This window comes from Flavobacterium azizsancarii (assembly GCF_027980145.1).
In the GTDB taxonomy this organism is placed as follows: domain Bacteria; phylum Bacteroidota; class Bacteroidia; order Flavobacteriales; family Flavobacteriaceae; genus Flavobacterium; species Flavobacterium azizsancarii.
Genome location: NZ_JAMZNK010000005.1, coordinates 129,312 through 154,547, shown reverse-complemented (window position 1 = coordinate 154,547; position 25,236 = coordinate 129,312). Strand labels below are relative to the sequence as shown.

Here is a 25,236-nt window from a genome sequence, read left to right as displayed (position 1 = left end):
ATGAACTTGGGCATTTGAGAAAGTTTTGTAATTATTATTTGCAAGATAGATGGAAATAAAACAATCAACATAAATGGAAATATTAATAATAACCGGACCGCCTTATTCAGGAAAAGGAACGCAGTGCAATGTATTAAAAGAACTTCTTGATTTTGAACATATTTCTACAGGAGACAGATGCAGGGAAGAAAAACATAATAAGACCGAAATAGGAAAGATAATATCTGAATACGAAGAAAAAGGAGATTTAGTTCCTGACGCTATAATAAAAGATCTTTTTGATAAGATATTGGAGGAAAACAAAACAAAACCTGGAATAATTTTAGACGGTTATCCCAGAACCAAACCTCAGGTAGACGATTTAATTGGGCTGGTGAATTCAAAAAATATGAAAATTGGAAAAGTTCTAAATATCGATGTTCCAAAATCTGAATTATTGGTCAGAGCTAAAAAAAGAGCCGAAACGTCTGATCGCAAAGATGACAAAGACCCTCAAATTCATATAAAGAGAATTGAGATTTTTGAAGAATCCACAAGACCCGCAATTGAATATATGAAATCAAAAATGAAAGTACTTACTTTTGATGGCCTTGGAACGATTGAAGAAATTACGGAAAGAATCAAAGCGAGTTTGTAATAGCTATTATTTACAATAAATACATTTTTTTTTTGAGAGACAAACGAAAACAAAAAAGCAGAGAAAAAACATCTTTAAAGAACAAGGAGAAAAAAACAGAACGATTACATTATCGCCTTTTAATATTTGCTATGATTTTTTGTATAGTAAATTTAACTTTTATTGAAAATAAAACTATTGGGCACGATCCCAGGTATCAAATTTATGTTTTTTGGTTGCCAACAATTATCGGAATACTATTTTTTGGAATTTATAGAAGAAAATTTTTAATTAGAAAATACCAAAGCTTTAAAGAAGTATACCTTAAAATATATGTGATTGGATTTTATTTGTTACAAGGGATTTTAGTTTCGTATTTAAGTTTTGGTCAAATCGCAGGTATAGTCTGGAATTATATAAATAAAAAGGAAGCAGAAAAAAATCCGACTGAAATAGTAATTTGCAATGTTAAAGGATTTTACACTAAAAAAAATCCAGATATAAGTTTTACTTTTAAAGATAAAATCGAAGTTTTTTCGATTACTTCTGAAATGAACCGCGAAAATTATAATCGTAATCCGAAAGATTTTGCATTAGAAGTAATAGTACAAGAAGGAATCTGGAATTACTATATTGTTAAACATTGGAGTTTAAAGAGGATCAATTAACGATCTGTTACAGTTCGATTTTTGCCATATTATATAATAATAATAAATCAATGTTTACATACATTATAATAGTTTGTAAAAAACAATTATAAAAAAAAAGCTGTCAGGTTTAGACAGCTTTTTTTTCTTATCGAATTAGTTTCACAAATGCATTATAAACATCATCCTTAATAGAGGTTCGCAAATAAACTTCATTTTCATCCTTTGTCTTAAATTCAAATTGAATTAAAGCAGCGTCAGAATAATAAAACAAGGATTCATCCTCTGCAAATTCAAGATTTGAAATAGGTTTCGTTGTTAGTTTTACTTCAAATGCAATTTCACCATTTGCTAAATCTATTTGAAAAAGTTTCGCTTTATGCGTATATCCCCAAATGTTGTCGCTTTCTTCAATGATATAGACGATATTATCACCTTTAAAGTCGGTTTTCCAGATCTGAGTTCCTGTTTTTGAATCCAAAGCATATATCGAAGAGGTCTCTGCTCCTTGTGCTGCAAAATATATTTTTTTGTCTTTACAGAAGATACGTTCCTTGATGCTGTATTGATTTTCATCTAACTTAAATTGCCATAAAACATCAAGTTTATTAGGGCTTAAAGCAAAAAGTGTATTCTTATCATTTGCTACAAATATATTTTCGCCATCTGTTACAGGTTTTCCGGACATATTTTCCTCAAACGTTTTTTGATTAAGGAGTTTTCCTGTATTTGCTTCAAAACTATAGAGATTCTTCGCAGTCTGGGCAAAAACTTTGTTATCAAAAAAGAGAACCGGAATGTCATTTTGTGAAGAATCCAGCTTGTAGTTCCATATTAAACTTCCGTTTTTTATGTCAAGAGCGTAAATGTTATTATTTGGACTTTGTGTAGTTATATATAGTTTTCCATCATTTATAACAGGAACTTGATTTTTTAATATAATTTGATCTGTAATATTGCCTAACCTTGATTTCCAGAAAAGTTTACCGGTCTGGTTATCAATTGCGAAGATTTCACCATTAATAAAAGGAACGTACAAAACTCCGTCTTGCAATGTTATTTGATTGGCGCACATCTCAGTATTAGAGTCTGATGCTTTTACAGTCCAGTTAAGTGATTCAGAATCCATATTAAATGAAAAAAGAGAACCGTCGTAATCATAAACCAGGATCGAATTTTTATCTAATGGAACTTTTTTAAGCGGATTTACAGATGTATTAAAAACCATATCATCAAGCGTTAAAATCTGATTATTTGAATAATTAGTTTTACTAGATTTTGAGATGGTTGGCATTTGCGCAAACATATTTATGACAGTAAACAGGAATAAAAAAGTTATTAGTTTATTTTTCATTTTAAGATTTGGGTTTGATAAAATATCTAAATCAAATATAGTAAAAAATTAAAACTAAATTTTAAAAGAAAATACGCTACATAAAACACATGTTAAGACATTGGAAAGTTTAATCGAATTACCATTTTTTATCGTATTTTCGTTTCCTTTAAAATGCTCTTTTTCTTATTTTGTAAGCGTATAAAAGCTTTAGAATATTGCTGTAATTTTGAAAAATCACAAAGTGTTCAATCAAATAACAGAAAAAAAATAAAACTTAAGCAATTAGAATTTGCTTGTTTATTTAAAACAAATATAACTATCAAATGAAATTTAAGTCGGCTCTCATTTTATTCATTTTAATTGTCAATGTTTCATGTATGAACGAAAGTGATTATTATAATAGAGGAATAGAAAAAAGTAAATTGGGAGATCATCAGGGAGCAATATCAGACTTTTCAAAAGCAATAGCGTTAGACAAAACTTTTGCGGAAGCTTATCGAAGAAGAGGAAGTGAAAAAGCCTATGTAGCAGATTATAGTGAAGCTATAGAAGATTATTCTAAAGCGATCGAACTTAATCCTGAAAACTCTTCTTCTTATTATGGCAGAGGATTAGTAAAAATTGATTTAGCGAATTATCAAGGTGCTATACAGGATTTTACAAAAGATATAAAACTGCATCCTACTTCCTGGCCTGCCTATACCGATAGAGCTTTGGCTAAATATTATTTAAAAAATTATCAAGGTGCAATCGATGATTGTACAAAAGCAATAGAAATACACCAGTATATGGCGGCAGAAGCTTATTACAACAGAGCACTTGCTAAATTGAAACTAGGAGATAAAACCGGGGCTTGTTTTGACTTGAAAAAAGCTGACGAGCATAATTTAATAGACGGACAAAGATGTCGCGATACATTAGAAAAATATTGTAAATAGCTTAAGTTATACTATAAAACTCCTTAGTTTCTTAAGGCGTTTTTTAAATTAGTTTCACAAATGTATTATAAACATCATCCTTAATAGAGGTTCGCAAATAAACTTCATTTCATCCTTTGTCTTAAATTTAAATTAAAGCAGCGTCAGAATAATAGAACAAGGATTCATCCTCTGCAAATTCAAGATTTGAAATAGGTTTTGTTGTTGGTTTTACTTCAAATGCAATTTCAACCTTTTTACTAATTAGATATGAAATTTATTAAGAATTTTAATAAAAAGAATGATCCCAAATGATTTCTACTTACCTTAAAAAAGGTTACTGTTTTGTAGTAAAAATATTTCTTATATTCGCTTCGAAAAAACTCAAATACTATTTAAAAATCAGTAAAGAAAGTGATGCATCTACCACTTTTACGTTAATTATTACTGATTTATGCTACATTCTATAAAAATGCATTTAAAAATTTTAATTATGAAGTCAAACTTTGTTATCACAACACTTTTTATTGTTTTTTCTAATTTTCTCTTCGCACAAAGTAATTTCTCAGACAATCCCTTAGATGCAGTTTTTGAAACAAAAGATTCGAAAATTTTTTGGGAAGCATTTGACAAAATGCAGAAATCAGGACAAAATCCATTTATTGAATATATGCAAAAAGGCTCTCCGGGTGTTAAGGGATTTACTGAAAACAGAATAATCAATGCAGACTCTCTTTTTGCTGTTGTGAAGAAAAGAAAATCAGACTATGAGCTTTCAAGAAATGTTCTTGACGGTATATCTTCCAAAGAAAAAAGAATAAGGGCTATTTATAGCGCATTAAAATATTGGTATCCGGATGCAAAATTTCCTCCTGTTTACTTTGTTTATGGCAGATTTAACTCGGGAGGCACTACTTCTCCCGATGGAATTATTATTGGAATCGAAATGCTTAAAAATCTCGATGGAGTTTCAGGTTTAATTGCGCACGAACTCATCCATTATCAACAAAATATAAAAGGTCAGGATATGCTCTTGAAGTGGTGTTTGCTTGAAGGAGGTGCAGACTTTATTGGCGAACTTATTTCTGGAGAATCTATAAATCAGTTTTCATATAAATACGGACAGCAAAACCTGGATAAATTAGCTCAGGAATTTGTAATGAGATTAAAAAATGTTGATTACCAAGATTGGCTATATGGAACCTCTAAGAAAGATGATCGGCCAAATGATCTAGGATATTGGATGGGCTATAAAATAACCGAATCTTATTTTAACAAACAGAAAGATAAGCAAAAAGCAATTGAAGAAATATTAAATATAAAAGATCCATTGCTGTTTTTAAAACAAAGCGGTTTTTTAGATGCGTATATTGAAAAGTACCAAAAATCAAAAAAAAAAAGTTATGATGATTTTTTCTTGAAAAACTAAAGGTTAGCTTATTTCGCGACGTTAAACAAAGCAAAACTTGAGTTAGAACAATTTTACCTTAATTAATATTCAAATGAAAATCAAAAGAAACACAAACATATGAAATTATCATATCAAATACTTTTAACGACCAATCCAATGGGATTTGCAATCAGTGCCCGCAACAATAGGACATAAAAAAACTCCTTAATTTCTTAAGGAGTTTCTTGGTGGGCGATGAGGGGTTCGAACCCCCGACCCCCTCGGTGTAAACGAGGTGCTCTGAACCAGCTGAGCTAATCGCCCTATTTTACTAGGCTGCTATCGTTATGTGATTGCGACTGCAAATATACAGCTAGATTTTGTATTTGCAAGCCTTTTTTGAAAAAAAATAAAACATTTTTATATAGTATTATTTATCAGTCTTATATGCGAATTCAAAATGCTTTTGTAATTTTCGTAAGAAATGTAAAATCTAAAACAACAAACTAAAGCATGAAAAACGCCTTAATTTCTTAAGGAGTTTCTTGGTGGAACGTTAGGGATAGTAATCAAACACTTAACTCCAATTTTTGATTTTTTTTCAAAAAATATAATCAAATTTTTGGTAAATTTGCCTTTGTGCTTGTTCTAATATTTTCTTTCAAAAGAAATACCATTAAATCGATATACACCACTTGGACTTGCTCCTCCAAACCACAATTCTCCTTGTTTGGTTTTATATATAGTCCAAATATGTTTACTCTTGACCCCATCCTTTTTAGTGTAATTTTTTACGGATTTGCCATCATATCTCCACACACCAGATTCTAAAGTCCCAAACCAGATGTTTCCCAATTTATCCTCTCCAATAGAAAAGACTCTTTCAAGAGAATTTCCCTTACTGTCTTCCTTTTTTAGTTTTTGTTGCTCTGTAAAATTGATTGCTTTTATTCCTTCATATTTCAAGACGCCAATTCCATTATTCCCAATCCAAAGATTCCCTTTGCTATCCTCCATGATACTACGAATATGTAAATGTCCTGTTTCGTCATTTAATCCCAAAGAAGCATCGTTTATTATTTTAAAATTAGAACCATTATAGCCAATCACAGCACCGAAAGTCCCAAACCAAAGCATTCCATTTTTACTTTTGACAAAAGTTGTTGAAATTGAATAATGATTCTCCTGCCCTGACTTTGTTTTAACTGGCAATGCGCGATACGAAAGCTTTTTTCCGTCATACTGATAAACACCTGGATTTCCTTCCTGTTTGTTGTAAGACTCTATTTCATTACCTTTAAACCAAAGGTCACTGTCATTTAATTTCCACTTGTTTTTTGAATTATAATCTTTTTCTTTAAAAATAGTCATTTGGCCCCCATCATAAGTACTTAATCCTTTGCCACATTCAAACTAGACAATGCCATTCCTGTCTTCATAAATATTTCTGACCTGATTATGACTTAATCCATTTTCTGTCGTGAAATATTGGAGGTTTCCATTTTGAAGTAAACACACTCCTTCGTTGTAACTGCCAAACCAAATATTTCCTTTGCTATCTTCTAAAATTGAACGAATTCCTGTAGTGTATTTCAATCTTATGGTGTTGTTCTTATTCTCAACAGGTTGATTACTTTTTTTAGTTTGATTAGTACAAGAGATTGTTGCAAAAATCAGAAATATGCAGCAAAGGTTAAATATATATTGACTATCTAATTTTAGTTTCATCTTAATGTTTTATTCGTGGCTCACAATTTGTACATACCGTTTCAGAACGATATCTTACTATTATGTTCATAAGGCAATTTACTATAAAGTTTCAAAAATGCCTCTGCAGAATCATTTAATGCTAAAAAAAAGCATTTACATCAAAATTCAGATGTTTCAGTAATATAGAATACCTTTTTGGACTAACTAATATTTACGCTTAATTTTTAATGCTCCACAGGTTTTCGTGTTGATCTACTTATGCTTAATTTTTACGGATCAATCCATATAAACAATAAAACTCATAAAAGTATAAAACAAAAAAAACTCCAAAATCAAGTGACTTTGGAGTTTTTATAATTTTGTGGGCGATGAGGGGTTCGAACCCCCGACCCCCTCGGTGTAAACGAGGTGCTCTGAACCAGCTGAGCTAATCGCCCTGTTTTACCAGGTTGCTATCGTTATGTGATTGCGAGTGCAAACATACAGCTAGATTTTGTATTTTCAAGCTTTTTTAGAAAAAAAATGAAATAAATTTTAGCTTTTTTATTTACTAATCTATTTTTCAAGTTTTTAAAAAATAAATAAAAATTGATAAATCTTTATATTTAGTTAAAAACACAAATCCCTTGCCCTAATTTATAATATTACTTTGTGTTCACTTGCTATAGTCCTATATTTGCATACCTTAATTGTATACTCAAATGGCAAGATTTAAAGAAAATGATTTACCAAAATCAAAAATTACCGCTACTTCACTCAACAAAGCAACAATAATATTCAAATACGCCGGAAACCACCAATGGAAATTTTATGTTGGATTGGTTTTTCTTTTGCTTACAGGAGCCACTGCCCTCGCCTTTCCTAAATTAATGGGAATGTTGATTGACTGCGTAAAAAACAAAAATAACGATCAGGCCAATCAAATCGCATTGGGATTAATTGTTATTTTATTTCTTCAGTCCTTCTGTTCGTTTTTCAGATTGTCATTGTTTGTCAATTTTACCGAAAACACATTGGCAAACCTGCGTTTGTCTTTATATACGAATTTAGTAAAACTGCCAATGACCTTCTTCTCTCAAAAAAGAGTTGGAGAATTAAACAGTCGAATCAGTGCTGATATTACTCAGATACAAGATACATTAACGTCGACAATCGCAGAATTTTTGCGTCAGTTTATACTAATTATTGGTGGGGTTATTTTATTGGCTACAGAAAGTTTTAAATTGACTTTATTAATGTTAGCCGTAGTTCCGTTAGTAGCTGTCGCTGCTGTAATCTTTGGTCGTTTTATTAGAAAATATTCTAAACAAGTACAAGATCAGGTTGCCGAAAGCCAGGTTATTGTCGAAGAAACAATGCAAGGAATCAGCATTGTAAAAGCATTTGCAAACGAATGGTATGAAGTTGCCCGTTATAAAGGAAAAATTAGCGAAGTTGTAAAATTGGCTATAAAGGGCGGAAAATACCGTGGTTATTTTGCATCATTTATCATATTCTGTTTATTTGGTGCCATCGTTGCGGTAGTTTGGTACGGCGTACGTTTGAGCATCGCCGGAGAAATGAGCGTGGGTCAATTGATCTCATTTGTATTGTATTCTACATTTGTAGGTGCTTCATTTGGAGGAATTGCCGAACTATATGCGCAAATTCAAAAAGCAATTGGTGCTACAGAGAGGGTTTTTGAATTATTAGAAGAAACTCCAGAGAAAATAAGCGCTACACAAAACGGAGCTTCTTTAGAAAAAATCAAAGGAAATGTTTCTTTCAAAAACGTAGCTTTTAGTTACCCTTCAAGAAAAGAAGTTCAGGTTTTAAAAGATGTAAACTTTACGGCTGAATTCGGGCAAAAAATCGCCATTGTTGGTCCTAGTGGAGCAGGAAAATCAACCATTTCTTCCTTACTTCTGCGTTTTTACGATATTGAGTCCGGAGAGATTACAGTTGACGGAAAAAACATCTACGATTATGATTTAGAGAATCTTCGTGGTAATATGAGTATTGTTCCTCAGGACGTAATTTTATTTGGAGGAACTATCAAAGAAAATATTGCTTATGGAAAACCTGATGCTACAGACGAAGAAATTATGTTGGCTGCTAAACAAGCCAATGCTTTGAATTTTGTAGAAGGTTTCCCTGAAAAATTTGAAACAGTTGTTGGAGAACGCGGTGTAAAACTATCAGGCGGCCAACGTCAGCGTATTGCGATTGCAAGAGCATTGCTGAAAAATCCAAGTATTTTAATATTAGATGAAGCGACATCATCTTTAGATAGTGAAAGTGAAAAATTAGTACAAGAAGCGTTAGAACTGTTGATGGAAGGAAGAACAAGTATTATTATTGCTCACCGACTTTCGACTATTAGAAATGCGGATAAAATTTTAGTTTTAGACAATGGAAAAATAACAGAAGAAGGTACACACCAGGAATTGATCAATCTTGAAAATGGTACTTATAAAAATTTAAGCAATCTTCAGTTTAGTAACTATTAAAGAGACGAAAACACTATTAACTATTTTAAATTAAAAAAATGCCACACCTTAGAATCGTTTTAATCCTACTATTTATTATTATAAACACAATTAATGTCCTGGCTCAGGAAAAACCTTTTAACGTTGTAAATATCACTCCTGACGGATCAAAATACATCAAATTTGGAATGAACCTTCAGGTTTGGGGAAGATATTCTGAATTGAATCCTAACAGTAAAATAGGAATAAATGAAGTCGACGAAACTTTTGATGTTGTTATCAGGCGTCTGCGTTTGCAGGCAATGGGAATGCTGACAGACAATATATTTTTTCATCTTCAGTTAGGTCAGAACAATATTAATTTTACACAGAATAACGGACCTTCAAATGCACCACTTTCTGTTATGGATGCTTTGGGGGAATATCATTTTAGCGATAAACTTCATATTGGTGGTGGTTTGACAAGTTGGGGATCCGGTACAACACGTTATTCCTCAAATAGTTCGTCAGCCCAACTGACTTTAGATACACCAATGTACCAACAAATTGCAAATATATCCTCTACTTTTGGCAATCGTAACTTGAGTATTTATGCAAAGGGGTATCTTGGAGATTTTAGCTATAGAATTGCGGTTACTAACCCTTACAGAAATACTACGAACAATATCGGTTTTAATTCTACTGTTAGTCCGGAAACACCAAGAGCACAATATGCAGGGATTTTAACCTATCATTTTTTAGAAAAAGAACAAAATCTTGAAGCTTATAACAGAGGAACTTATCTAGGAACTAAAAAGGTTTTTAATGTTGGATTAGGCTATATGACGCAAGCCAATGCAATGTGGCGTTTAGATACTGATGGTTCAGGTTTGGTTCATCACGATGATATGAAAGTATTAGGATTAGATGTTTTTTCTGATAGTCCAATTGGAAATAATGGTTCCGCAATTACAGCTTACGCGGCCTTTAATAACAATAATTACGGAAAGAATTATATACAATCTATCTCAATCCCTAATCCTGCGATTGCTGATCCTTCATTAATAAATGGTTCAGGAAGCGGTTTTATAGGTGTAGGAACAGGAAATATCTATTATGCACAAGTTGGTTATTTATTTAAAAATTCAGATAATGACGCAAAAAAAGGTCGTTTTCAACCTTATTTAGCCGCACAAATAGCTGATTTAGACGCTTTGAATACGCCAATGAGCATGTATGAAATTGGTACTAATTATTATACGACAGGAACTTTTGGGCCAAAATTCAGTTTGAATTATCAAAACAGAGCCGTTTATGATAAGGCCTTATTAAATCCTAAATACACTCAGGCAGACCGTTTAGGCATGGTCGTTTTACAATGTCAGGTTTCTTTCTAAATAAAAAAATACAAGCGCAAAAAAAGCTCCAACGAAAGTTGGAGCTTTTTTTATGTAAACTATAAACTATAAACTATAAACTGCAAACTGAGACTAAAAACTATTTCCCCTTTCTACGTTTACGTTCTGCTTTTATCATTGATAATTCGCGACTTGTTTGTCCTGCTACAGAAGTATTTTCTTCTGCACGACGAATCAGGTAAGGCATAACATCTTTGACAGGACCAAACGGCAGGTATTTTGCAACATTATAACCGTTTTCAGCCAAATTATAACTGATATTATCACTCATTCCGTACAATTGTCCGAACCAGATTTTATTATCGTTTTTAGCAATTCCGCTTTCTGACATCATTTCCATCAATTTATAAGAACTCGACTCGTTGTGAGTTCCTGCAAAAATTGACATTATCTCTAAATGCTCTAACATATAATGTACAGCAGCATCATAATTAATATCTGTTGCTTCTTTAGAAACACAAATTGGCGAAACATAATTTTTCTCTTCCGCTCTTTTGTTTTCTTTTTCCATATAGGCACCGCGAACCAGTTTCATTCCAATAAAAAAGCCTTCTTTCTTAGCGGTTTCGTGCAGGTTTTTCAAATAATCCAAACGGTCCCAACGATACATCTGCAAAGTATTAAAAACAATCGTTTTTTCTTTATTGTATTTGCGCATCATTTCAGTAACGAGATCATCGGCAGCATCCTGCATCCAGCTTTCTTCACCATCAATTAATAAAGCAACATCTTTTTTATGTGCTTCACTGCATATTTTGTCAAAACGAGCAACTACCCTATTCCACTCTTCCTGTTCAGCCGGATTCAAAGTTTGTTTTTCGCCCAGTTTCTCGTACAGTTCAAAACGCCCTAAACCAGTTGGTTTAAATACAGCAAAAGGAATTGCAAGGCGTTCTTTGGCAAAATCAACTGTTCTTAAAGTCATTTCTAATGCCGCATCAAACTGTTCTTCCTCTTCTTTTCCTTCTACAGAATAATCCAATACAGACGAAACCCCTTTGGTAAACATTTTGTCTACTACACTAAGGCAGTCATTTTCGTTTATACCACCACAAAAATGGTCGAAAACAGTTGCACGAATTAATCCTTCTACCGGAAGATTTGCTTTTATGGCAAAATTGGTAACAGCAGTTCCTATTCTTACTAAGGGCTGGCTGTCGATCATTTTAAAAAGAAAATAAGCTCTGTCAAGTTCCGTATCGCTTTTTAACGAAAATGCAACTTGAGTGTTATCGAATATTTTTTCCATTAAGGTCAGTTTTTTGTGCAAATATAGACAGAGTTTTAAATATTATTTACCAAAACATCGCATATTTTTCAATATCGTTAATAACATTATTAAAAATATTACATAATTAAGCATAGGTTTCTTGCCGCAATAGGATTTTAGTTTACTGAAAAATAAAATAAACCGTCTAAAACTCAAATAAAATCGTTCGTTTTAAAACAAATTAGAACAAAACTTTGAATATTATTTAGTTAAAAATGCCTTATTTTGCGTTTTCAATTAACTACAGAAATATGCAATCTATTCAAGCCAATAATTATCTCGTTCATTTTAATCAAAATGCATACGAAGCACTAAATAATCACTTAAAAGAAAATAAATACTCTAATTTGTTTATTATAGTTGATAATGATACAAATGAGTATTGTTTGCCAAAGTTTTTGCCCTTACTTGAAACTGATTTAACAATCGAAATTATTGAATTTGAATCAGGAGAAATCAATAAAAATATTGAAACTTGTATCGAAATCTGGAAAGTATTAACAGAACTAGGTGCAGATAGAAAATCTCTTGTGATAAACCTTGGCGGAGGTGTTGTAACAGATTTAGGTGGTTTTGTTGCTTCAACTTTCAAACGTGGAGTTGATTTTATAAACATTCCAACAACCCTATTGTCAATGGTAGATGCTTCTGTTGGAGGAAAAACGGGAGTTGATTTAGGGAATCTTAAAAACCAAATAGGTGTAATTAACGTACCTCAAATGGTATTAATTGACACTCAGTATCTTGAAACCTTACCACAAAGCGAAATGCGATCCGGTCTTGCAGAAATGTTAAAACACGGACTTATATATGATGCTGGTTACTGGAAAAAGTTTTTAGATTTAAAAGCAATTGACTTTGCTGATTTTGATGAATTAATTTATCGTTCTGTTGAAATTAAGAATGATATCGTTATACAAGATCCAACTGAAAAAAATATTCGTAAAGCATTAAATTTCGGACACACATTAGGTCATGCAATCGAAAGTTATTTTCTGGAAAGCGAAACTAAAAAAACATTGTTACACGGTGAAGCCATTGCTATTGGAATGATTTTGGAAAGTTACATCTCATTGCATAAAAACTTGATCACAGCAGAAGAATACGCTGAAATAAAAACGGCCATTAAAAGCATTTATGATGATGTTATTATAGAGGAAAATGATATCGATCCGATCCTGGAATTACTGATTCACGACAAAAAAAATGAGTACGGTTTAATTCAATTTGCATTAATTGAAGGAATCGGAAAAATAAAAATTAATCAATCCGTTGAAAATAAATTGATTCTAGACGCGTTTCAGGATTATAAATCTTAAACTTTTTTTAATAAAAAGCTTTGCATTAGGTATAGATTATTTTTTACATTTGCCACGATGAAAACAAACAATAAACAAAGACAATTCAGTTCTTATAGAAACCGTCTCAATAGTTCCTTGCTAAGGATGTTGAACCGTTTTTATAATAGTAAAAGTCCGTTCTATTGCGATGTTTTTTTATACTCGAAAGCAGAACATGAAAAACTGCAAATTGTATTTGCGAATATTAGGGTTTGAATTTTAGATTTAGCACAGTTTTCTAAATTAAAAAATACATTTCTAAATATCAAAAAATACAATGAATACAAAATATTCTGATCTAATAAATCAAACGTACTATTTTCCACAAACGGAATTTAAATTAAACAAAGACAATCTGCAATTTCACAATATCGATTTGATGAAGTTAGTGGAGCAATACGGTACGCCATTAAAATTTACTTATTTACCACAGATTTCCGAGAACATCAATAAGGCAAAAGCCTGGTTCAGAAAATCAATGGAAAAGAATAAATACGATGCAAAATATTACTATTGTTATTGTACAAAAAGCTCTCATTTTGAATATATTATGAATGAAGCTTTCAAGAATAACATTCACATAGAAACATCATCAGCATTTGATGTTAATATTGTAGAAAACTTGCTTGAAAATGGCAAAATCAACAAAAGTACTTATGTTATTTGTAATGGTTTTAAAAGAGACGAATACATTACCAATATTGCACGATTAATCAATAGCGGACATAAAAATACTATTCCAATTATTGATAATTATGAAGAATTAGATTTACTTCAGGCTGAAATTAAAGGAAAATTCAAAATTGGAATCCGTATCGCAGCTGAAGAAGAGCCTAAATTTGAGTTTTATACCTCTAGATTAGGTATTGGATACAAGAACATAGTTTCTTTTTATAAAAAACAAATCCAGGAAAATGACCGATTAGAGCTTAAAATGCTTCACTTTTTCATTAATACCGGAATAAACGATACTTCTTACTACTGGAATGAGTTAGTAAAATGTATTAAAGTATATATTGCGCTTAAAAAGGAATGCCCTACTCTTGATGGTCTTAACATTGGAGGTGGTTTCCCTATTAAAAACTCTCTTGCATTTGAGTACGATTATCAATATATGATTGATGAAATTATCAATCAGATTAAAATAGCTTGCGATGAAGCCGAAGTTGATGTTCCAAACATCTTTACTGAATTTGGATCATTTACTGTAGGTGAAAGCGGTGGCGCAATCTATCAGATTTTGTATCAAAAACAACAAAATGATAGAGAAAAATGGAATATGATTGATTCGTCATTCATTACCACTTTGCCGGATACTTGGGCGATAAACAAACGATTTATCATGCTGGCGGTTAACCGCTGGAACGATACTTACGAACGGGTTTTATTAGGAGGTTTGACTTGCGATAGTGACGATTATTACAATTCAGAGCAAAATATGAATGCCATTTATTTGCCTAAATACAGCAAAGAAAAACCATTATATATTGGTTTCTTTAATACTGGTGCGTATCAGGAAACCATTGGAGGTTACGGAGGTTTACACCACTGTTTGATTCCACAGCCTAAACATATTTTAATAGATCGTGACGAAAACGGCATTTTAGCCACTGAAGTTTTCTCAGAACAGCAAACTTCTGATGATGTATTGAAAATTTTAGGATATACTAAAAAAGTATAAAAAAAAACCTGCAAATTAAAAGTTGATATCTATAAAATTATTAATTTGCAGTATCATCCAAAAAGGTTAAACTTTTAATTCAAAAACAAAAAAAAACAAAAAAAAAATGAAAGGACCAATCAGTCAGTTTATTGAAAAACATTACTTACACTTTAATTCCGCTTCTTTGATTGATGCTGCAAAAGCATACGAACAACAATTGGCAAATGGTGCTAAGATGATGGTAAGTATGGCTGGCGCTATGAGTACAGCAGAAATTGGTAAAATTTTTGCTGAAATAATCAGACAGGACAAAGTTCAGATTATTTCATGTACAGGAGCCAATCTAGAAGAAGACATCATGAATTTAGTGGCACACTCTCACTACGAAAGGGTACCAAACTATCGTGATTTAACTCCGGAAGACGAATGGGCTTTGCTTGAAAGAGGACTAAATCGTGTTACTGACACTTGTATTCCTGAGCATGAAGCATTTCGTCGTTTACAAAAACACATTTACAAAATCTGGAAAGATGCAGATGACAAAGGAGAACGTTATTTTCCTCATGAATTTATGTATAAAATGTTGTTATCCGGTGTATTAGAAGAATATTACGAAATAGATTTAAAAGATAGCTGGATGTATGCAGCTGCAGAGAAAAACTTACCTATTATTGTACCAGGTTGGGAAGATAGTACGATGGGGAATATCTTTGCGTCATACGTGATAAAAGGAGATTTGAAAGCTTCTACAATGAAGTCAGGAATCGAATACATGGTTTTCCTTTCAGACTGGTATCCAAAAAACAGTACTAACGGAATTGGATTTTTTCAAATTGGTGGTGGTATTGCAGGAGATTTTCCTATTTGCGTGGTGCCAATGTTGTATCAGGATATGGAAATGCATGATATTCCGTTCTGGAGTTATTTCTGTCAGATTTCAGATTCGACAACTAGTTACGGATCTTATTCAGGAGCCGTTCCAAACGAGAAAATCACTTGGGGTAAATTAGATATTAAAACCCCAAAATTCATTATTGAGTCGGATGCAACCATTGTTGCCCCGTTAATTTTTGCTTACTTATTAGATTTATAGGATATTTATGAAAAGAGTTATAGTAGACTACGCTAAACTTACCAACGAAATTTTGAACCTTTTGGTAGAAAAATTTCCTGATGGTTATGATGATTCGGATGTTATCCGTTTTAGAAATGCTAAAAACGAATTAATCGAAGCTGTTGAAGTTCGTACTGAAGACACTATTTATTTAGTAAAAATTAGTACTAAACTTGCTGATAGAATTGAGAATTACGACGAAGATGACGACATCGATCTTGATGTTGACACAATCGAACCGGTAAAAGGTCTTGATCTTGATGATGATAGTGATGATGACGAAGACGATGATGCAATTGATAAACCAGATACTGATGGCGCAGATGATGATGACGATGAGGATAGAGATCCGGATGATATTGCTGACGAAGATGATGAAGAAGATGAAGATTAATCTACATCTTTCAAAATAAACTAAAGGAACTCTATTGGGTTCCTTTTTTTATTAAATAACAAAAAAAATAATTAAATATAAGAAAATTACTATAGTTGGTATTTTTTGCTATATTTAACGATCGATAAATATCAGCTCAATGACTTCAGAAGTTTTACACGCCAAATTAAAAGAAAATTTTGGATTTGAAAAATTCAGGCCCAATCAGGAAACGATAATAAATACTATACTTTCCGGCCAGGATACTTTAGCTATTATGCCAACAGGCGGCGGAAAATCAATTTGTTTTCAGTTGCCCGCTTTAGTTTTACCCGGAATCACAATTGTTATTTCTCCTTTAATCGCCTTGATGAAAGATCAGGTTGATAGTTTAAAGACCAACGGAATCAATGCCTGTTATATAAATAGCAGTCAATCGAGTGAAGAACAGCAATTTTATATAGACAACTTAAAATCAAATAAATTTAAGCTTGTTTATATTGCGCCTGAAAGTTTATCTTATTTAGATGTTGTTTTTAACGAATTGGTTGTCAGTCTAATTGCAATTGATGAAGCGCATTGTATTTCGTCCTGGGGACACGACTTTCGTCCGGCATATACGAATTTGGGATATTTAAAAAGCCGCTTCCCTTCTACTCCGGTACTTGCTTTGACGGCAACAGCAGATAAGGCAACTCGTACAGATATTACAAAACAGCTAAATTTAAGAAATCCAAAAACTTTTGTGGCTTCTTTTGACAGGATAAATTTAAGCTTAGAAGTGCGTCCGGCACTGGATCGTGTTAAGCAAATTATTGATTTTGTCGAAAACAAACCCAACGAATCCGGTATTATTTACTGCCTGAGTCGAAAAACAACAGAAGAACTTGCTTTAAAACTTCAAAAAAATGGAGTTAAAGCAAAAGCCTATCACGCTGGTTTAGAAAATAAACTTCGCGCAAAAACACAAGACGAATTTATAAACGACGACTGCCAGGTCGTTTGTGCAACGATTGCTTTTGGAATGGGAATCGATAAATCAAATGTTCGTTGGGTAATTCATTATAATCTTCCCAAAAATATCGAAGGGTATTATCAGGAAATTGGTCGTGCCGGTCGTGATGGATTACCAGCAGAAACAGTTTTATTTGAAAGTTATGCAGATGTGATTCAGCTTCAGAAATTTGCTTCTGAAGGATTGAACTCAGATGTTCAGCTGGCAAAACTGGAAAGAATGAAACAATATGCCGATGCTTTGAGCTGCAGGCGAAAAATCCTGCTTTCTTATTTCGGTGAATTAGTAAAAGAGAATTGCGGTAACTGCGATATTTGCAAAAATCCTCCAACTTTTTTCGATGGTACGATTCTCGCGCAAAAAGCACTGTCGGCTATAAGCCGTTTACAGGAATCTGAGCCTTTGGCTGTGATTGTTGATTTTCTGCGTGGTTCTAAAAATGCATATATCTACGAAAAAAATTATCAAGACTTAAAAACGTACGGAATTGGCGATGACATATCATGGTACGATTGGAATCAATATCTTATTCAGTTAATAAATCTTGGGTATTGCGAAATTGCATTTCATCAGCATAATAAAATTTTGCTGACTCCTTTTGCGAAGAAAGTGTTATTTGAAGGTGAAAAAGTCAAGTTGAATACTGTCGTCAAAAAAGTAATTGACAAAAGCGAAATCAAGGAAACAAAAACTAGAGCAGCCAAAAATTCTCTTTTTGAAATTCTGCGAAAATTACGTTATGAAATTTCTAAGGATGAAGAAGTTCCCGCTTATGTAATTTTTAGTGATGCCGCTTTAAGACAAATGGAAACTTTGCGCCCAATGAGCGATGAAGAGTTCCTTGCAATCGATGGTGTTGGTAAAGCAAAACTTGAAAAATATGGTCAGGAGTTTATAGATGCCATTGTTTATTACGAGAATGCAAAAAAGACAAAAATTAAATCTAAAAAAGAAGGTAACACATATAAAACAACTTTAGAGTTGTTCCAAAATGGAGTTTCTGTAAAAGAAATTGCTGAGCAGCGAAATTTAGGATACACAACTATTATTTCGCATTTAGCAAAATTATATGTAGACGGAAGTGATATTGATTTAAGTTCGTTTGTTTCAGAAAAAGAAGTGATGCAGTTGCATAAAGCCCAAATTGAACTTGAATATCCAACGGCATTAAAACCATATTTTGATCACTTTGAAGAAAAACTTTCTTATGATAAAATTAGGTTAGGTCTTGCTGTGGTGGAGAGAAATAAATAATTTTTAATGAATTATTCTTTTTCGTATCAAATCACCAACTTTACTCAAGCTTATTAAAAGCGACAAATCCGACAGATTTTTAAAACCTGTCGGGTTTACTTTTCCGTGTGATTCTGTCATTTCGAACGAAGAGATACCCGAGCGATAGCGAACAGACGAAGTAAATCACGCTAGAAACTCCGTACAGAATATCGTCATTTTTTTTGATCAGCTTACGCGACTTCTCTCCCGAAGTTTCGTCAGTAAGAAATGACATAAAATTGAGCTAAACAAAAAAATCCTGTAAAGAATAAACTTCACAGGATTTTTTTATTTTTAAAAAGTAAACTTATAAATACCGCTCTTCAAAAACTTTTTGATGGTGCTTTTGATGTCCGATAATCACAAACCCTAAAGCACCGGCAGAAATATGAAACGTTGATGCGGTTCCTATTCTCCTAAATTGTTCCTGAGATAAGCTTTTGTAAAACAACAAAGTTGAATGCCTTAAAGCGGAAAATTCAGTCAGTAAATCCTGAAGACTTCTTTTGTTTGCATCTGTATTATCTACATAATCATTTTCTTCAAATCCCGGTAATGCAGTTTTATCATTTCTTGAAAACCGCAGAGCTCGATAAGCAAAAATGCGTTCGCAATCAATTAAATGTTGAATAATTTCCTTAATCGTCCATTTGCCTTCGGCATAGCGATAATCGAATTTATCCATTGGAATATTTTGCACAAATCTGATAAAATCATGAAGAGAAATTTCAAGCTCTTCAATCAAATTTATTTCTCCGGCTTCAAGAACATAATTGGCAAAAGGACCGGAATATTCTGTTTCTAATAATTGACTTGAATTCATTTTTTACAATTTTTAATATCCTTAAACTCTTTCAATCCGAATCTTTATGCTGAGTTTCTACTCGCATTCGTGTTCCCGAAAAGTGATCTTGTTACAATTTTTTCATACACTTTTACAAGCTCTTCATTTACTATTTCTTCTTTGTTCAATTCATTAATTCTTAACAAAGCATATTGTTGTATTGTTAACAGTGGCAATACAATACGTTCTCTTACCTGAATAGATGCTATACCATCAGGGTAATTTTCCATAAGCGTTTTATGTCCTGCAATTTTAAGCAACAAACGTTTTGTTTCCTGAAATTCATCATAGATAATTTGCCAGAATTCGCCAAACTCAGGATCGTTTCTCATATATGCCGTTAGTGGTAAAAATGATTTTGCCAATGACATCATACTGTTTTCAAGTAACGTTTTAAAGAATAAAGAATTGTGATACAAATCATGTACTTTATCCCACTGATTGGTTTCTTCAAAATGTTTTAATGCAGATCCTACACCAAAAAATCCTGGTACATTTTGTTTTAACTGACTCCATGATCCTACGAAAGGAATTGCTCTTAAATCAGCAAAATCCAATGATTCAGATTTACTTCTTTTAGATGGACGGCTTCCAATATTTGTTTTAGAATAATACTTAAGCGTACTCATCTTTTCTAAATACGGAATGAACTTAGGGTGATTTTTAAAACTTAAATATTTTTCATATCCTAAATCTGCCAATTGAGTTAAAATCTGAGTTTCTTCAGAACTTAATTCATTTTTTCCTTTACTGAAAACCTGATTTGTAACACCGGCACTTAGTAAATTCTCGATATTGTAACGACAAGAATCTAAAGTTCCAAAATTTGAACTAATAGTTTGTCCCTGAACAGTAATTTGAATTTCGTTATTTTCGATTTTTGGCCCTAAAGACGCATAAAACTTATGAGTTTTTCCACCACCACGAGCCGGAGGTCCGCCACGTCCGTCGAAGAAAATAGCTTTTATACCATATTTTCTCGAGATTTCAGTAAGAGCAATTTTTGCCTGATAAATACTCCAGTTTGCCATTAAGTAACCGCCATCTTTAGTTCCGTCAGAGAAACCTAACATGATAGTTTGCTTATTGCCTCTTGCCTGCAAGTGTTTTGAATATTCAGGATTAGTATACAATTGCTCCATTATTTGATGTGCATTTTGCAAATCGTCAACAGATTCAAAAAGCGGAATGATATCTACAGTTGGGTTTTCCCAATTGTTTAATCTGATCATTGCAAAAGTTTCCATTACATTCAGGGCGCTTTCATTATTACTAATGATATAGCGGTTCGCACCAAATTCTCCGTTTGCTTTTTGAATAGTTTTGATAGCCTGAACTGATTCAAGGGTAGATCTTGTAATTTCATCAGCGAAATCGGCAGGATTTAAATCTCCTTTTACCTTAGATAAAACTATAAGTTTTTCGTCTTCTGACAATTCAAAATAATTGGCAGGAAATATTTCTGAACCGGAATTCAGATAATGATTAACGACATCATTAAAAACGGCATCGTGAATTTTACTATTCTGACGAATGTCTAATGTTGCAAAATGAAAACCAAAAAGATTGATTTTTACCAAAAACGCTTCCAGCTCATCTAAGTATAATGACTGATGTTTTTCGATAATTATATCTCTTATAAGATTTAATTGAGATAATAACTCTTCTAAAGTAATGTAAATTTCACCTTTAGAATAAAATACAGAACGATAAAGTTTATGTTCAAGATCAGCTACCAAAGTATCTACGCCGGAGAAAGTTAACTTACGTTTTAAACTTCTCATTTCGATATAATAACATTTCAAAATTGAAGTACGAAGACGGTCTGCAACTTTCAAAGTGATTTCGGTAGTTACGAAAGGATTTCCATCGCGATCTCCTCCCGGCCAAAATCCAAGTTTGATTAATTGATTTTTAATGGCGCTTCCCTGAAGAATATTTTTTTGCAAATAATGAACAATTTCTCCTGAAGTAGCATAAAATACATTTTCCAGATACCAGATCAAACTAACCGCTTCATCATAAGGATTCGGTTTTTCATTTTGGATAAAAGGTGTTTTTCCTAACTGCGCCAATAGTTCTTTTATTTTTAATAAATCATTTGAACGAATTGCTTCAGTCAAATCATTTATAATCCCTAAAACCGGTCCAGGGTAAAACTGCGTTGGATGCGCTGTTAAAACGGTTCTGACATTAAATTCTTCCAGGAATTGGATCAATTCATCGTCTTTCTCCTTAGCATCTGATTTTTCTTTGATATCACGCAAAGAACCTCTTCCTTCCATATTGTTAACCTCAGGAAAGGCAGCGTCTTCAATGGCATCAAACAATACAATCTGACGCTCTATGTATTGAATAAATCGAAACATAAGATCGATTTTTTCTGTTTCAGAAGCTTCGTTTATATACCTGTTAGAAAAGAAATTAAAAATCTCTTTAGGTGTTTCATTCTTTTTAAATCCCGTTTCGCATGTCTCAGTAAATAAAGGAAGTAAAACTCCGGTATTATCTATTGAATCAAAAGGCAATGTTATAAATACACTATTATAAATGTGGTATTTGGAGAGAACGTCTTGATTAAAACGTTCTATTTTAGGCAACGTATACATAATTCTGTTGTAGTTGGTTGGTTAATTAGTCATAAAAAAACCCCAAGAATAAACTTGAGGTTATATTTTAATATAGCATTCAAGAAAAAATTACATATTTTTAAAAATAGTATGCATCAAACGCTTCTTATCGTTTATACTTTCTTCTAATGAAATCATAGTTTCTGTTCTGTAAACACCATCAATATCGTCTATCATAAAGATAACCTCTTTTGCGTGCTTAGTATCTTTTGCTCTAATTTTGCAAAAAATATTGAATTTCCCAGTCGTTACAGAAGCTACTGTTACGAACGGAATTTGATTGATTCGCTCTAATACAAATTTAGTTTGCGACGTATTGTTAAGAAACACACCTACATAAGCAATAAATGAATATCCTAATTTATCGTAATCTAAAGCCAATGAAGACCCCATTATTATCCCTGCGTCTTCCATTTTCTTTACCCTAACATGCACTGTACCAGCAGATATCAATAGTTTTTTTGCAATGTCAGTAAACGGAACTCTCGTATTGTCTATTAACATATCTAAAATCTGGTGATCTACTTCATCTAAACGAAATTTACTCATAATTCTTTAATTAATATTACTAATTGCTATTACAAAGTATAAAAATATATATAAAAAACAACAAATTCACATAAAAATTAACTTTTTATCAATCCGTTAACAAATTTAACATTTTTATTTAAATAAAAATTTGCTTTTTGATTCAATTTGGGAAAATTAGTAAAGTCATCGGAATAAACTGCTCCTTTTGCATCATATTCATAATGTCCGAAATAATTTTCTAACTCACCTACTTCAACTATATAAGCATTAAAGTGAATCTTATTTTCAATCAATTCTTCTTTGTATTGTGCGACAAAATTCGTAATAATTTCGATACCATCATAATTTATTTTGATATTTTTATACATAAAATCATAAAAAACCACTTTATTTTGTGAAATATTCAAATAATCATTAATTCTATTGTCAACTAAATCGTTTTCGCAAATTAGCTCAAAGCTTGATAAAAGTGAGAAAAATATGAATTTTCGGGTGATCTCACGTTCGTAATCATTAGGAAAATGACCTGCTTCAAACAAAATAGTTGGTACTCCCATAAACTGAAAAGTATCTCCTATACAATTGATATTAAAAGAATCATCAAAACGACCAACCTGTCCGGGGATATATTCCTGCAAGACATCATTTATCCCGGCAATGATGTTAATTGCTTTCAATCTGGTCTCATTTACATCTCTTTCTTCATTATAAGAAGGAGCTAAAAATGATACTGTAGCTGGTTTTCCCGTTGTTCCTGCTCCAAAAATAGTACGCTGATCATGAAGATTGAAACAAAAATGAGGTTTAAACGCTTCAAATGTCTCTCTTAAAATTTTACTTTCCGGCTGTGTCAGATTTTGAGAGTCACGATTCAAATCTACTTTATTGGCATTTTCACGTGTATAAAGTCTGGCTCCATCAGGATTTAGGATAGGAATTGCATAAAACGTAAAGGTTCTAAGCATTTTTTTGGCAAATTCTGATCCACTGTTTAGTACATTAATATAGTCAAATAATGCTTTTGTTGTTGTGCTTTCATTTCCGTGCATCTGCGACCACAGATAAATACGAATGTTTCCCGTACCAATTTTATAACTATAAATAGGTTCGTCTAAAACTGATCTTCCAATTATTTGAACTTGGTTATTAGTATTTAGTTTATCTAATAAAGGTTGAATATGATCTAAAGTCAAGTAGCGACCTTCTATTGATTTTTCTTTGTACTGGTTGAATAATTCTTCTAAATTCATTGTCTTTTGATTAGTTTACAAAAGTAAACATCTTTATTTTTACAATTGTAAACAAGTAAAAAACCGAGTAATTTATAATTGTAAACATGATTTTGTTCAATATTTAGCGCTGTGTCTGAATTAGAGTTAACAAATGTTATTACTTTAAATAAAACAAAAATAGTTATTGTATATTAGATAGTTATGCTATATTAATTAATGTTATAGTTTATATATTAAAGTCTGCTTTTTATAATTTACAACTGTAAAATTGCTTTATCAACTTCTTTTAGTTACATTTGTAAACAACGATTCAAATAACAATAATTTACAATGGTAAACATCGATGATTTTGTAAAACGTCTTGAAATCATACTTGAGTATTATACTCTAAACGCCTCTTCTTTCGCAGATAAAATTGGTGTGCAACGTTCAAGTATGTCTCACCTGCTTTCAGGAAGAAACAAACCCAGTTTAGATTTTGTGATGAAAATTTTGGAAGTTTTTCCGGATGTAGACTTGTATTGGATTCTAAATGGTACAGGAAGTTTTCCGAAAAATAATGAAGAAAAATCAGAAAATATAAAAACCCCGCCTCTCTCCTCTGTGAAAGAAAATTTAGCAGGCGGCGATTTATTTTCTGAGATTTATTATAAGCAAGCTGAAAAATCAGAAAGTAAATCTTCTCCGGAAATTAAAAGTCAAAATTTAAATACCGAAGAAGGTGAAATTGAGAAAATAGTAATTTTTTATAAAAACGGAAAATTTAAGGCATATAACCCTTAACGTGGAAAACTCGCATATTTCAAAAATTTTTAAAATAATTTTGATTTAAGGGATTCTCGCGTAATCTAAAAAACATAGAAAAATTAAAGCTGAAATCCATTTTTTGGAATTTTTCCTATAACTCCATCATAATGTTTTTTCAAGACTAATAAGTCGGCTTCATAATTTCCAGTAGGAAAAAAGGGTTTTCCTAAATTGACTTCTTTTTTGCTCCAATCAAAAGCAACCGGCACTATCGGTACATTTGCTTTAAGTGCAATATAATAAAAGCCACTTTTAATCTCAGTAACTTTTTTGCGCGTACCTTCAGGAGCAACAGCTAATCGAAAAACTTCTTTCCTTTTAAAAATAGCTGCAATCGAATCTACTTTATTCAATCCGCCGGAGCGATCTAATGGCTCACCTCCTACACTTCTAAAATAATAGCCAAAAGGAAATTTAAACAATTCTTTCTTTCCAACCCAGTTCATCTCTAATCCGGAGATTCCTCGGGTAAATATTCCTAAATAAAAATCATGATTACTTGTATGGGGCATCACCATCATTACACATTTTTTCACTTCCGCATTTTCAATACCTACTATTTTCCAGCCCATTAGCTTAAAAAAGATGAATTTATAGAATTGTTTCTTCATTAAAATTTATTTTTTGTTGCAAAATAAAAGATTTAAAGTGGTAAATTTGA

The 25,236-nt window shown here is 32.1% G+C and carries 21 protein-coding genes and 2 tRNA genes; 12 read left to right on the top strand and 11 right to left on the bottom strand.

The features are described 5' to 3' along the window. Positions 1–73 precede the first annotated feature (73 nt). A complete protein-coding gene (locus NJT12_RS05170; protein ID WP_271334836.1) occupies positions 74–637 on the top strand; it encodes an adenylate kinase family protein in 564 nt (187 codons plus the stop codon). 131 nt (positions 638–768) lie between these two features. Beyond that, entirely contained in the window at positions 769–1,284 is a 516-nt protein-coding gene (locus tag NJT12_RS05165; protein WP_271334835.1) for a hypothetical protein, read from the top strand. Positions 1,285–1,411: 127 nt separating this feature from the next. Here the strand turns inward: NJT12_RS05165 and NJT12_RS05160 are convergent, their stop codons facing one another. Beyond that, positions 1,412–2,617, bottom strand: a complete 1,206-nt coding sequence (locus tag NJT12_RS05160) for a PQQ-binding-like beta-propeller repeat protein (protein WP_271334834.1) — start codon at positions 2,615–2,617, stop codon at positions 1,412–1,414. Positions 2,618–2,922: 305 nt separating this feature from the next. Here NJT12_RS05160 and NJT12_RS05155 point away from each other — a divergent pair, with 305 nt between their 5' ends. Further along, positions 2,923–3,537: a tetratricopeptide repeat protein gene (locus NJT12_RS05155; protein WP_271334833.1), complete on the top strand. Its 615-nt coding sequence runs from the start codon at positions 2,923–2,925 to the stop codon at positions 3,535–3,537. Positions 3,538–4,009: 472 nt separating this feature from the next. Then, a complete protein-coding gene (locus NJT12_RS05150) occupies positions 4,010–4,945 on the top strand; it encodes a DUF2268 domain-containing putative Zn-dependent protease (RefSeq protein ID WP_271334832.1) in 936 nt (311 codons plus the stop codon). A 207-nt stretch (positions 4,946–5,152) separates the two neighbouring features. Here the strand turns inward: NJT12_RS05150 and NJT12_RS05145 are convergent. From NJT12_RS05145 to NJT12_RS05130, 4 genes are all read right to left on the bottom strand, one after another. After that, positions 5,153–5,230 (bottom strand) — tRNA-Val (locus NJT12_RS05145). 324 nt (positions 5,231–5,554) lie between these two features. Beyond that, positions 5,555–6,277 carry a two-component regulator propeller domain-containing protein gene (locus NJT12_RS05140; protein ID WP_271334831.1) on the bottom strand — a complete coding sequence of 241 codons (723 nt, stop codon included), beginning with the start codon at positions 6,275–6,277 and terminating at the stop codon, positions 5,555–5,557. Between the two features lie 42 nt (positions 6,278–6,319). Then, positions 6,320–6,502: a two-component regulator propeller domain-containing protein gene (locus tag NJT12_RS05135; RefSeq protein ID WP_271334830.1), complete on the bottom strand. Its 183-nt coding sequence runs from the start codon at positions 6,500–6,502 to the stop codon at positions 6,320–6,322. 476 nt (positions 6,503–6,978) lie between these two features. Further along, positions 6,979–7,053, bottom strand: a tRNA-Val gene (locus tag NJT12_RS05130). Positions 7,054–7,317: 264 nt separating this feature from the next. On the opposite strand from NJT12_RS05130, the gene NJT12_RS05125 reads away from it, so the two are divergent. Together NJT12_RS05125 and NJT12_RS05120 are read left to right on the top strand one after the other, a co-directional pair. Then, complete coding sequence (locus NJT12_RS05125) at positions 7,318–9,105, top strand: ABC transporter ATP-binding protein (protein WP_271334829.1); 1,788 nt, start codon at positions 7,318–7,320, stop codon at positions 9,103–9,105. 38 nt (positions 9,106–9,143) lie between these two features. Then, positions 9,144–10,460, top strand: a complete 1,317-nt coding sequence (locus tag NJT12_RS05120) for a porin family protein (protein WP_271334828.1) — start codon at positions 9,144–9,146, stop codon at positions 10,458–10,460. Between the two features lie 100 nt (positions 10,461–10,560). Here NJT12_RS05120 and NJT12_RS05115 read toward each other — a convergent pair whose 3' ends face one another. Continuing rightward, entirely contained in the window at positions 10,561–11,730 is a 1,170-nt protein-coding gene (locus NJT12_RS05115) for a proline dehydrogenase family protein (protein ID WP_271334827.1), read from the bottom strand. A 272-nt stretch (positions 11,731–12,002) separates the two neighbouring features. Here NJT12_RS05115 and aroB point away from each other — a divergent pair, with 272 nt between their 5' ends. The 5 genes from aroB to recQ all read left to right on the top strand — a co-directional run bounded on the left by aroB (position 12,003) and on the right by recQ (position 18,510). After that, on the top strand, positions 12,003–13,070 hold the full coding sequence (gene aroB / locus NJT12_RS05110; RefSeq protein WP_271334826.1) for a 3-dehydroquinate synthase: 1,068 nt from the start codon (positions 12,003–12,005) through the stop codon (positions 13,068–13,070). A 298-nt stretch (positions 13,071–13,368) separates the two neighbouring features. Next, positions 13,369–14,772: a type III PLP-dependent enzyme domain-containing protein gene (locus NJT12_RS05105; RefSeq protein WP_089481697.1), complete on the top strand. Its 1,404-nt coding sequence runs from the start codon at positions 13,369–13,371 to the stop codon at positions 14,770–14,772. Between the two features lie 106 nt (positions 14,773–14,878). Continuing rightward, complete coding sequence (locus tag NJT12_RS05100; protein ID WP_271334825.1) at positions 14,879–15,847, top strand: deoxyhypusine synthase family protein; 969 nt, start codon at positions 14,879–14,881, stop codon at positions 15,845–15,847. 7 nt (positions 15,848–15,854) lie between these two features. Then, positions 15,855–16,262, top strand: a complete 408-nt coding sequence (locus NJT12_RS05095; RefSeq protein WP_271334824.1) for a DNA primase — start codon at positions 15,855–15,857, stop codon at positions 16,260–16,262. Positions 16,263–16,401: 139 nt separating this feature from the next. Beyond that, positions 16,402–18,510, top strand: a complete 2,109-nt coding sequence (recQ, locus tag NJT12_RS05090; RefSeq protein ID WP_271334823.1) for a DNA helicase RecQ — start codon at positions 16,402–16,404, stop codon at positions 18,508–18,510. A gap of 328 nt (positions 18,511–18,838) precedes the next feature. On the opposite strand, the gene NJT12_RS05085 is transcribed toward recQ, so the two are convergent. The 4 genes from NJT12_RS05085 to NJT12_RS05070 all read right to left on the bottom strand — a co-directional run bounded on the left by NJT12_RS05085 (position 18,839) and on the right by NJT12_RS05070 (position 23,786). After that, the gene (locus NJT12_RS05085; RefSeq protein ID WP_271334822.1) at positions 18,839–19,354 is read right to left on the bottom strand and encodes a DinB family protein; all 516 of its coding nucleotides are present in this window, start codon (positions 19,352–19,354) and stop codon (positions 18,839–18,841) included. 44 nt (positions 19,355–19,398) lie between these two features. Then, a complete protein-coding gene (locus NJT12_RS05080) occupies positions 19,399–21,984 on the bottom strand; it encodes a phosphoenolpyruvate carboxylase (RefSeq protein WP_271334821.1) in 2,586 nt (861 codons plus the stop codon). A 90-nt stretch (positions 21,985–22,074) separates the two neighbouring features. Further along, a complete protein-coding gene (locus NJT12_RS05075; RefSeq protein WP_008468989.1) occupies positions 22,075–22,554 on the bottom strand; it encodes an Lrp/AsnC family transcriptional regulator in 480 nt (159 codons plus the stop codon). A gap of 77 nt (positions 22,555–22,631) precedes the next feature. Continuing rightward, positions 22,632–23,786 carry a M14 family metallopeptidase gene (locus NJT12_RS05070; protein ID WP_271334820.1) on the bottom strand — a complete coding sequence of 385 codons (1,155 nt, stop codon included), beginning with the start codon at positions 23,784–23,786 and terminating at the stop codon, positions 22,632–22,634. Positions 23,787–24,098: 312 nt separating this feature from the next. Here NJT12_RS05070 and NJT12_RS05065 point away from each other — a divergent pair, with 312 nt between their 5' ends. Continuing rightward, entirely contained in the window at positions 24,099–24,551 is a 453-nt protein-coding gene (locus NJT12_RS05065) for a helix-turn-helix domain-containing protein (protein ID WP_271334819.1), read from the top strand. 83 nt (positions 24,552–24,634) lie between these two features. Here NJT12_RS05065 and NJT12_RS05060 read toward each other — a convergent pair whose 3' ends face one another. Next, complete coding sequence (locus NJT12_RS05060) at positions 24,635–25,186, bottom strand: 1-acyl-sn-glycerol-3-phosphate acyltransferase (protein WP_271334818.1); 552 nt, start codon at positions 25,184–25,186, stop codon at positions 24,635–24,637. Between the last annotated feature and the right edge of the window lie 50 nt (positions 25,187–25,236).

What these genes read in the sequence shown, in the direction of transcription:
- NJT12_RS05170 (WP_271334836.1), top strand. Translation starts at nt 74, where the DNA reads ATGGAAATATTAATAATAACCGGACCGCCTTATTCAGGAAAAGGAACG.
- NJT12_RS05165 (WP_271334835.1), top strand. Translation starts at nt 769, where the DNA reads ATGATTTTTTGTATAGTAAATTTAACTTTTATTGAAAATAAAACTATT.
- NJT12_RS05160 (WP_271334834.1), bottom strand. Translation starts at nt 2,617, where the DNA reads ATGAAAAATAAACTAATAACTTTTTTATTCCTGTTTACTGTCATAAAT.
- NJT12_RS05155 (WP_271334833.1), top strand. Translation starts at nt 2,923, where the DNA reads ATGAAATTTAAGTCGGCTCTCATTTTATTCATTTTAATTGTCAATGTT.
- NJT12_RS05150 (WP_271334832.1), top strand. Translation starts at nt 4,010, where the DNA reads ATGAAGTCAAACTTTGTTATCACAACACTTTTTATTGTTTTTTCTAAT.
- NJT12_RS05140 (WP_271334831.1), bottom strand. Translation starts at nt 6,277, where the DNA reads ATGACTATTTTTAAAGAAAAAGATTATAATTCAAAAAACAAGTGGAAA.
- NJT12_RS05125 (WP_271334829.1), top strand. Translation starts at nt 7,318, where the DNA reads ATGGCAAGATTTAAAGAAAATGATTTACCAAAATCAAAAATTACCGCT.
- NJT12_RS05120 (WP_271334828.1), top strand. Translation starts at nt 9,144, where the DNA reads ATGCCACACCTTAGAATCGTTTTAATCCTACTATTTATTATTATAAAC.
- NJT12_RS05115 (WP_271334827.1), bottom strand. Translation starts at nt 11,730, where the DNA reads ATGGAAAAAATATTCGATAACACTCAAGTTGCATTTTCGTTAAAAAGC.
- aroB (WP_271334826.1), top strand. Translation starts at nt 12,003, where the DNA reads ATGCAATCTATTCAAGCCAATAATTATCTCGTTCATTTTAATCAAAAT.
- NJT12_RS05105 (WP_089481697.1), top strand. Translation starts at nt 13,369, where the DNA reads ATGAATACAAAATATTCTGATCTAATAAATCAAACGTACTATTTTCCA.
- NJT12_RS05100 (WP_271334825.1), top strand. Translation starts at nt 14,879, where the DNA reads ATGAAAGGACCAATCAGTCAGTTTATTGAAAAACATTACTTACACTTT.
- NJT12_RS05095 (WP_271334824.1), top strand. Translation starts at nt 15,855, where the DNA reads ATGAAAAGAGTTATAGTAGACTACGCTAAACTTACCAACGAAATTTTG.
- recQ (WP_271334823.1), top strand. Translation starts at nt 16,402, where the DNA reads ATGACTTCAGAAGTTTTACACGCCAAATTAAAAGAAAATTTTGGATTT.
- NJT12_RS05085 (WP_271334822.1), bottom strand. Translation starts at nt 19,354, where the DNA reads ATGAATTCAAGTCAATTATTAGAAACAGAATATTCCGGTCCTTTTGCC.
- NJT12_RS05080 (WP_271334821.1), bottom strand. Translation starts at nt 21,984, where the DNA reads ATGTATACGTTGCCTAAAATAGAACGTTTTAATCAAGACGTTCTCTCC.
- NJT12_RS05075 (WP_008468989.1), bottom strand. Translation starts at nt 22,554, where the DNA reads ATGAGTAAATTTCGTTTAGATGAAGTAGATCACCAGATTTTAGATATG.
- NJT12_RS05070 (WP_271334820.1), bottom strand. Translation starts at nt 23,786, where the DNA reads ATGAATTTAGAAGAATTATTCAACCAGTACAAAGAAAAATCAATAGAA.
- NJT12_RS05065 (WP_271334819.1), top strand. Translation starts at nt 24,099, where the DNA reads ATGGTAAACATCGATGATTTTGTAAAACGTCTTGAAATCATACTTGAG.
- NJT12_RS05060 (WP_271334818.1), bottom strand. Translation starts at nt 25,186, where the DNA reads ATGAAGAAACAATTCTATAAATTCATCTTTTTTAAGCTAATGGGCTGG.